The sequence below is a fragment of the Yoonia sp. R2-816 genome (genome assembly GCF_046762905.1).
Taxonomy (GTDB): Bacteria; Pseudomonadota; Alphaproteobacteria; order Rhodobacterales; family Rhodobacteraceae; genus Yoonia.
Map to the genome: position 1 here is coordinate 1 of NZ_JBKQXN010000077.1, position 7,368 is coordinate 7,368.

At 55.3% G+C, this 7,368-nt stretch carries 8 protein-coding genes and 2 pseudogenes; 1 reads left to right on the forward strand and 9 read right to left on the reverse strand.

Annotated elements, in window-relative coordinates:
* Positions 1-530 precede the first annotated feature (530 nt).
* From ACFWW2_RS01415 to ACFWW2_RS01425, 3 genes are all read right to left on the reverse strand, one after another.
* The gene (locus ACFWW2_RS01415) at positions 531-1,286 is read right to left on the reverse strand and encodes an ABC transporter transmembrane domain-containing protein (RefSeq protein WP_393925576.1); all 756 of its coding nucleotides are present in this window, start codon (positions 1,284-1,286) and stop codon (positions 531-533) included.
* A gap of 223 nt (positions 1,287-1,509) precedes the next feature.
* Entirely contained in the window at positions 1,510-2,244 is a 735-nt protein-coding gene (locus ACFWW2_RS01420) for a calcium-binding protein (RefSeq protein WP_393925584.1), read from the reverse strand.
* Between the two features lie 20 nt (positions 2,245-2,264).
* Positions 2,265-2,624: a cadherin-like domain-containing protein gene (locus ACFWW2_RS01425; RefSeq protein WP_393925578.1), complete on the reverse strand. Its 360-nt coding sequence runs from the start codon at positions 2,622-2,624 to the stop codon at positions 2,265-2,267.
* 280 nt (positions 2,625-2,904) lie between these two features.
* Between ACFWW2_RS01425 and ACFWW2_RS01430 the strand changes: the two genes are divergently transcribed.
* The gene (locus ACFWW2_RS01430) at positions 2,905-3,279 is read left to right on the forward strand and encodes a hypothetical protein (protein ID WP_393925579.1); all 375 of its coding nucleotides are present in this window, start codon (positions 2,905-2,907) and stop codon (positions 3,277-3,279) included.
* A 114-nt stretch (positions 3,280-3,393) separates the two neighbouring features.
* Here the strand turns inward: ACFWW2_RS01430 and istB are convergent, their stop codons facing one another.
* The 6 genes and pseudogenes from istB to ACFWW2_RS01460 all read right to left on the reverse strand — a co-directional run bounded on the left by istB (position 3,394) and on the right by ACFWW2_RS01460 (position 7,095).
* On the reverse strand, positions 3,394-4,122 hold the full coding sequence (gene istB, locus ACFWW2_RS01435) for an IS21-like element helper ATPase IstB (RefSeq protein ID WP_393925580.1): 729 nt from the start codon (positions 4,120-4,122) through the stop codon (positions 3,394-3,396).
* A pseudogene (locus tag ACFWW2_RS01440) lies at positions 4,052-4,854 on the reverse strand (Mu transposase domain-containing protein); the annotation flags it as partial. The pseudogene ACFWW2_RS01440 and the gene istB, both read right to left, overlap by 71 nt.
* Positions 4,805-5,530, reverse strand: a pseudogene (locus tag ACFWW2_RS01445) (Mu transposase domain-containing protein); the annotation flags it as partial. The pseudogenes ACFWW2_RS01445 and ACFWW2_RS01440, both read right to left, overlap by 50 nt.
* A gap of 328 nt (positions 5,531-5,858) precedes the next feature.
* Positions 5,859-6,278 (reverse strand): hypothetical protein, encoded by a 420-nt coding sequence (locus tag ACFWW2_RS01450; protein WP_393925581.1) that lies wholly within the window; start codon positions 6,276-6,278, stop codon positions 5,859-5,861.
* Positions 6,268-6,510, reverse strand: a complete 243-nt coding sequence (locus tag ACFWW2_RS01455) for a type II toxin-antitoxin system Phd/YefM family antitoxin (RefSeq protein WP_393925582.1) — start codon at positions 6,508-6,510, stop codon at positions 6,268-6,270. Before ACFWW2_RS01455 ends, ACFWW2_RS01450 begins: the two co-directional genes overlap by 11 nt.
* 348 nt (positions 6,511-6,858) lie before the next feature.
* Positions 6,859-7,095 carry a hypothetical protein gene (locus ACFWW2_RS01460; RefSeq protein WP_393925583.1) on the reverse strand — a complete coding sequence of 79 codons (237 nt, stop codon included), beginning with the start codon at positions 7,093-7,095 and terminating at the stop codon, positions 6,859-6,861.
* Positions 7,096-7,368: the final 273 nt, after the last annotated feature.

The following is a 7,368-nucleotide window of genomic DNA, read 5'->3' on the forward strand; positions in this document are numbered from 1 at the left end:
GAAAGCGAACCTTTCTGTCCGCGTTGTTCTTCATCGCTACGTCGCAATATCGTCCTGCCTTTTGGAAGAGACTGTCTCCTCAGCATCCTCTTTATGGCGTCCGCTCGGGTGAGCGTTTGTGCATAAAAATACCTGAAGAGACGAATGATACGTTACACTTGGCAAACTAGATTTTTTTTTTAAGGCGGCCCAGTTCCAAAACCCACTAATTCACGCCCAGACAACTATTTGCACAAACAGTAAAGTTCGGTTGCGCCGCAAACGGTGTTGTCACGTTAACCGTCGTTCGGTTGCCCATGATATGATTTGGACGTAAGTGACATCCGCTGGATCAAGTGGATCAGTTTTAATGGTTTTGTTCACGTAGAATTCTCGTATTGTCAGATTGATTTAATCAGCACTCTTCAAAAGTACTTAACAGTTGTGATCACGCTGTCTTCCGATCTGGGCACCAGCGGAAGTCAATCAAAAGTTTTCGATAAAACCGTGCTAAGGAGCAGAAAAATATTCACATATGATGCACTTATAACTCAGTTTGATAACGCGACAATACTAGCTGCTGAACGGATCGTCACCCCGTCCACGGTCAGGCGACGCTTGTCGGTGGCTCTTCCCCATGTGCCTGTGACATGGCACTTAAAGGCAAGAATCGGAAACACATGAATTGCGATCATCACGCCAGGGGTGATCTCCTGACCAATGGCCAGCCAGGCGCCTGTTGCCAGCATGGCGGATTGCAGCATGAAGCGGAAGGATTTGGTGATTGTGCTAAAGAGGTTCGCCATGTCTGCGGCATGCCGCTGTTTTGTGAGAAACGTGCCATTGAACGCCTCCCATTGCTCTTTCAGCGTTGCCGTCATACCCATGGCCCGAACGGCCTCGGCATTCCGCCGGCCCTGTTCAACAATGGCCGCGCGTTGAACGGCATGTCGGTTGGCGTCTGCCGACGGCGTCCGCGATGCCAGTTCATTCAGGCCGATCAAAATACAAATGAAGACCGCACCACCAGTGGCGACCAGTCCAAGGATCGGGTGAAAGACATAGATGATGGTCAGATAAACCGGCATCCAGGGAAGATCGAAGATCGCTGTCGGGCCGGGTCCGACGAGGAACTGACGTACGGTTTCGAGATCGCGCACCGGATCAAGTGTTTCCGCCTTGCGGCCAATTAGAATCGGCAGCGTGATCGAGCATTCATAGCTTGTTGCAGAAAGCTGTGCATCAAGATGCTGACCCACGCGCAGCAGGACACGCGAGCGGATGCCCTCAAGGAGGCCATAGAACACATACTGCCACCCGCCAAACCAGCCAGCACCATCAGCGTCGGGACCGAACCGCTCGCCAGGACCCGGTCATACACCTGCAGCATGAACAGTGATCCGGTGAGCATTAAGAGATTGATCGGCAGCTGAGCAGGCCAATGCCTCCAAGTGTAGAACGGACTGCCTTCAGGCACTCCGCAACAAGCCCGTCCTGGGAACGTGATTGTGACATCATGCGTCGTCTTTGTTACGCGTAAAACCGGAAGTCGTCGGATGACAGATCCGACACGACGACATTCTTCAGGACAATGCTGTTGTCGGTATCCAACGTGATGGTTGTGTCGGTGCCGTTATCCGCCGCATTGTTCAGGACATCCGCATAGGACGTCAGGTTGGCGACACCCCTGAACGCGATGGCATCCTCCGTCGCAGCACCAGCCGCAAAATCGGTTATAACATCCTCGCCGAAACCGGGATCAAAGACGAAGATGTCGTCTCCCGATCCCCCGGTCAGCGTGTTGTTGCCAGCGCCGCCAAACATCCAATCATCGCCCGCGCCGCCATGTAAGCTATCGTTTCCGCCGAGACCCCAAAGACTGTTATTGGCCTCATCCCCCCGCAGCGTATCTGCATGGGCAGATCCCGCGAGGTTCTCGATGGACTCAAAAACATCGCCCGCCGCGTCACCCGTGTTGGTCGCAGCGTTGACCAAATCCACCGTCACGCCAGAGGCCGCATCCCAATACCCCGCCCCATCACGGCCAGCGCCGCCATCCAGATCATCATCGCCCGCGCCGCCGTTTTGGATATCATCGCCAGCGTTGCCCAACAGCGTATCATCACCAGCGGCGTCAAAGATCGGCGCTTCATTTCTTCCGTGAACAACAATTGAAACACTTGCGACGCTCTCCCCACCATTCCCGTCCTCGACCGTATAGGTGAATGCATCCGTTAGTATCTGGCCATCTGTTAAAGCCTGAATAGCGTCTGCGCCGGTGGGATCTAACTGATGGTCCCGTCGGTGTTCAGCGTCAGGGCGGCCCCATGTGCGCTCGTGGCAGAGACCGCTGTCACCGTGAGCGTATCCCCGTCGATATCACTGTCATTGGCCAGAAGCGTGGCTGTATCAATCAAGGTCACAGCATCTTCTGTGATGGTATCAGAGCCTTGTATAACACCATTCGCGTCAAAAATACGGGCCTTGATGGCATCCCTATCAGTATCACCCTGCTGCCCGTCTTCAGACTCCCAGGTTACTACGAAACCACCATTGGCCAGCGCTGCAACGCTCGGGGCTATTTGCCTGTCATTGGTAAACTGAAAACTGCGGCTGGTGGTCGGTGTCGCGCTTGCCAATCGCATGGCTCGACGGCTATGGGCAATGTTGAAGAATGGAAGAGATTACGAAATTCAGGGCATGGCTGCTTAAGCCTACCCTGGGTGACCGCAGGACTGAGAGGACGTAAAGAAGGTTAAGGAACACGGATCAACGAGATTGAATTCGGAACAGGCAGACTAATTCTCCGGTGCGACGCAAGCCCGCATAACCGATTGACCGCCCGATTTCGCGTATCTCCATAACGGCTCGCAGTCAGCTCTGGCTGCACGTTAGAAGCCGGACACCCAATTGCACCCGATCCTGTTGCAAGACCCAATTTCCAGCCACTCAGAAACGGGGCATCCACACCCGATAATTATGGTACCAAGTCATCGGCTCTCGGAGGGTCAATTTCAAGAACACATCGCTTCATTTCGAGATCAGTCAGCAGCGGTAGTTTATGGGTTTGCCCCGTCAGGGAAATTCACGCAAATCTGGTATGATCAATGGCGCAGTGCCGTTACATCGTCTTATGGCACGGCGCTCGAAGAACTTGGATTTCATCCCTACTTTGTCGATGCCACATCGTTCGCACGCCAAGCACTGGATGGTTCTCTCCCAAAGGTCGTTTGTGCGTTCAACCTAAATGCTGGCATTACCCCGATCCATCACTGGGGCATGGTGTCAATCGGCATCTAAAAGTGACCCCTTATCGGCACCCAATTTTGACCCCCCTTTGTGATGAGCTGGCCCGGCGCTGCGTAGCCCTCACATAGCGCAGCGGCGGCGGGCCAGCGGGGTTGTTGCTTGGCATTACGCTCTGTTTCTGAAGCGCCAGCTTTCATTTCCGGTTTCGACGATCTCACAGTGGTGGGTGAGACGGTCGAGGAGCGCTGTGGTCATCTTTGCATCTCCGAACACGCTTGGCCATTTACCGAAGGCCAGATTGGTTGTGACGATAATCAAGGTGCGTTCGTAGAGCTTGCTGATCAGGTGGAACAACAACTGGCCGCCGGTTTGCGCGAAGGGCAGATACCCCAGTTCATCTAGTATAAGGAAGTCGAGGCGAGAGATGAGATCAGCCGTGCGTCCCTGGCGCTCTGCGCGGGCTTCGGCATCGAGCTTGTTCACCAGATCGACTACATTGAAGAACCGGCCACGCCGCCCTTCTCGGATGCAGGCACGAGCGATGCTGACGGCGAGATGGGTTTTGCCGGTGCCGGTTCCACCGATCAGAACCAGGTTACGCTGATGGTCGAGGAAGTCGCCGGGGGCCAGATCGCGGATCAGGGTCTCGTTGACCTCGGCGGCTTCAAAGTCGAACTCGTTGATCTCCTTTGCCAAGGGTAATTTGGCGATGGTCATTTGGTATTTGACCGAGCGGGCTTGCTTCTCGGTGATCTCAGCATGGAGCAGGTCGCCGATGATCTGTTGCGGCTCATGTTGGCGTTTGACGGCTGTTGTGATGATCTCATCGTAAGCCGTCCGCATGCCGTAGAGCTTTAATTGGCCCATTGCGTCGAGCACCTGTGTCCGTTCCATTTTGTGGTCTCCTCAAGCTGTCATACCGGTCGCAGTTCGCTTCAGGCTCGCAAGCCAGCTTCAAAGCGTCCGGGGTGGTGATTGTCAGGGGGGTGGCGGTTCCCGGTGGCGCGCCAGGATGTTCAATACGACACCGGCGGAATGGACGTTGTGTGACAAGGCTTCCGCACATGCCGCCTCAACGGCGTCTAACCCGTCGGTCAGAATGACCCCAAGGATATCGACCATCTGACGATCTCCGCCGGGCAGGCGTTCGAGCTTTTTGCGCACGCGCCTTATAGCAATGGGCAGCTCCCACTCTTTGAAGGGCGCACCGTTGCGCAAAGCGCCTGGTTTGCGTGCGAGGACAGGCAGATAGTGCAACGGATCATAGATTGTTTTGCCGCGCCCGAAGACGCGTTCATGCTGGCCGACAATCTTTCCATCCTGCCAGCATTCCAACCGATCCGCATAGGCGCGGATCTCCACGGGACGACCAACTGCGCGGGCATCGACGGAGTAACGGTTGTTATCGAACCTGACCAAACAGGTCTTGGATACCGATGCCGGTGCCGCGTGGAATCCATCAAAGGGGCCGACATATGGGACCAAGCTGGAGCGCTCTTCTTCGAACACCTCTCAGATGGTCCTGTCGCGCATCTCGGGATGTTTGTTTGCCTTGGCGTAGGCGGTGCAGCGATCCTCAAGCCAAGCATTCAGTTCGGCGTAGGATTTGAACTTCGGGCGCGGCACACCGAGGTTGCCTGCGTTCAACGCGGCACAGCACGAGGTGCTTGATGGCCTCAAAACTCATCGCCCCCATGTGCAGCGCGTCCTTGATAGCGGCATGCAGCACATTCTGCTCATAGTGTTCCAGCAAACGCAGGACCTGCACATACTCGCGCTTGCCTGTCTTGCCCTGCCGCGCTTCCAGCAGGCGCTGCAATGTTGAGAAGGCGTCGGGGAGGTCCCGGTCCTGCAATGGCGCTGCCTGTTCAAACGCCATGATCTTGCGCTCGATCAATCGCAGATAATGTACTGGGTCGAAGGTGATGTCATCTTTATCGTAGGAGCGGATATGTTCTGCGATCACCTCGGCCGCACAGCCAATGACGACCCGATCCACAAAGCCTTTGATCCAGACCTCACGGTGCCCAAAGGCAACGGGCACTGAGTAATCATTGCCACGATAGCGCACGACAGACGTGGATGTGACCGGGCCACTGCGCAGATCACAGGCCTCAAACGGTGCAGCGGGCAAATCCTGCATCGCAGCCAGGTCCACCTGCAATCGTTCACCGATGCTTATCTTGTGGCCGCGCAGGATGTCATCCTGTCGTTTGCGGCACTGCTCTTCGAGATAGTCATTGAACGCATCCCAACTCGGAAAGCGGGGCATTGGCACCATGAAGTTGCGGCGGGAATAGCCCCTTGGGTGACGATGCGGCTTCGGCTAAGTGAGGTGCGCGACTGATTGACGGTTGATGAGCTGCACGGCGCTTTGGGCACATCGGACCAGAAAGCCTAACGTTCGACACACGCCACGCAGCCGCCCCACCAGGCGGCGTCTTATGGTGCGCAACGCCCCGCCCGCGCAAAGCCGCCCACCAAGGCGGCCAGCGGGTGGGAGATTCCCGGCGCTGCCGACAAGCAGTCTGATGCAATCAGTTCGCGCTTGCGCGAATGGGGTGCCAACGACCACCCGGTGAAGGGACCGCCGTCTCGTGCTGAACCAACCTGTGTTGCGCCTGTAAGCCTCAAGTTCGCTTTGCAATACTTAGTCTGCCAGTTTTCCGGACCGATTGAATGCCACGTAAAACCGTATCTGTGAATGCTGGACCGAACTGCCCTCTGGGGCTACGATCTTCCAGCGTATAGGACGCTTCCAGAACGTCAGCGTTCAACTCATCCACTATGACCCAAAGTGGAATGTGGCTGTCGAGTTTGGCACGGTGTGCCTCTGTCTCCGGGATAGCAATTGCGAAACGTCCTGCGTCGGGCCGCTTGCTTGTGATCGGAGCAATGAACAGGACATGCTGACCCTCTGCGTTCACTATCACCACCGCCATGCAGCAAGGACGTTTTTTGCGGCCTTCTGCTTCGCCCTTTTCATCCTGCCACTTCCAAAGATAGTGATAGTCGAAAACCTGCCCTGCTTCTGGAAAATCATCCGCCACGGAAATGTTCCTCTAAGCCTTGATCGAGCAACGCGCCCAACTCTGGCGGCATATCAGCCACGGATACTGCAACTTGCGTTGTGCGACCCTTAGTGAGTGTTTCGTAGCGTTCCATTGACATGACAACAAAGCGCGGTTTCCTGTGCTTTGTGATTGCAACAGGCGCAACCGTGGCCGCTTCAAAAATATCAGCGGGAGCACGGTTCATATCTGCGGCTGGGAATTCTTTCATTGGCCTATCCTTCTTAATCCGTATAATCCGGTATATATGTAATATACGGATATTCCTATTATTTGCAAGTTCAATCGATCCTTGGATCGCGCAATTACCCCATCTTCGGTGATCGCTGCGATTGTGTCAGGCGTTCTGCGTGACAACGCGACGCCATCTCCAGACATCATGGCATCAACGTATTCTGTCTTCTTCAGGACGGAACCATCAGCCTCGATGTGGGTCGTATCTTCGTCGGTCTCGCGTGTGATGGCTCCGTCAACCTTCACGCGCACCCATGTTCCGTTGACGCGGATTGCAACAGAGTCATCTTCGACAACGATACCTTCCCAACCGATGTCATCGCTGTCACGCCGCAGTACGATCTTGTCTTGTTGCAGCCTGATCTGAATGTCGCGGGTCGTCGACCCGTACCTCTAGGAACACCTCTTGGACCTTTGGGTCGCTGTGGATTGTCGCGTTCGCGTTCTTCGGCGGCCATACCTTCGCCTGATTGCGCACGTTGCCCTGCTGATCAGTGTGAAAACCGATATAGAGTTGCGCAGATTTCCAGATCCGCTGTGTTGCTGTCGTTAACTTGCTCATCCGACGGGCTCCAATTCAATGCACGTGCTGACCTTTTCGGCCAAATCTCAAGGCTGTTGTCACGTGTGGTTCATCTTGCTATTGGTGTCCCACCCCCCGCAAGGGGTGGGACGTGGACGCTTACTGAGCGCCGTGCTGTTTTAGAAAGGCGAGGCCAATCCTAGCCGAGAGACCTCCCTTCCGTAATGGGTCTTTGTTCGTCAAGCGCTTAAAACCGTTCAAAAGCAACAGACTACATGTCACCTCCCTTTGGCAGGTGGTTGTGCAGCGGTA

Excerpts from the sequence above, each read along its gene's own strand:
- ACFWW2_RS01460 (WP_393925583.1), bottom strand. The coding sequence starts at position 7,095 with ATGAGCAAGTTAACGACAGCAACACAGCGGATCTGGAAATCTGCGCAA.
- ACFWW2_RS01455 (WP_393925582.1), bottom strand. The coding sequence starts at position 6,510 with ATGAAAGAATTCCCAGCCGCAGATATGAACCGTGCTCCCGCTGATATT.
- istB (WP_393925580.1), bottom strand. The coding sequence starts at position 4,122 with ATGGAACGGACACAGGTGCTCGACGCAATGGGCCAATTAAAGCTCTAC.
- ACFWW2_RS01425 (WP_393925578.1), bottom strand. The coding sequence starts at position 2,624 with ATGCGATTGGCAAGCGCGACACCGACCACCAGCCGCAGTTTTCAGTTT.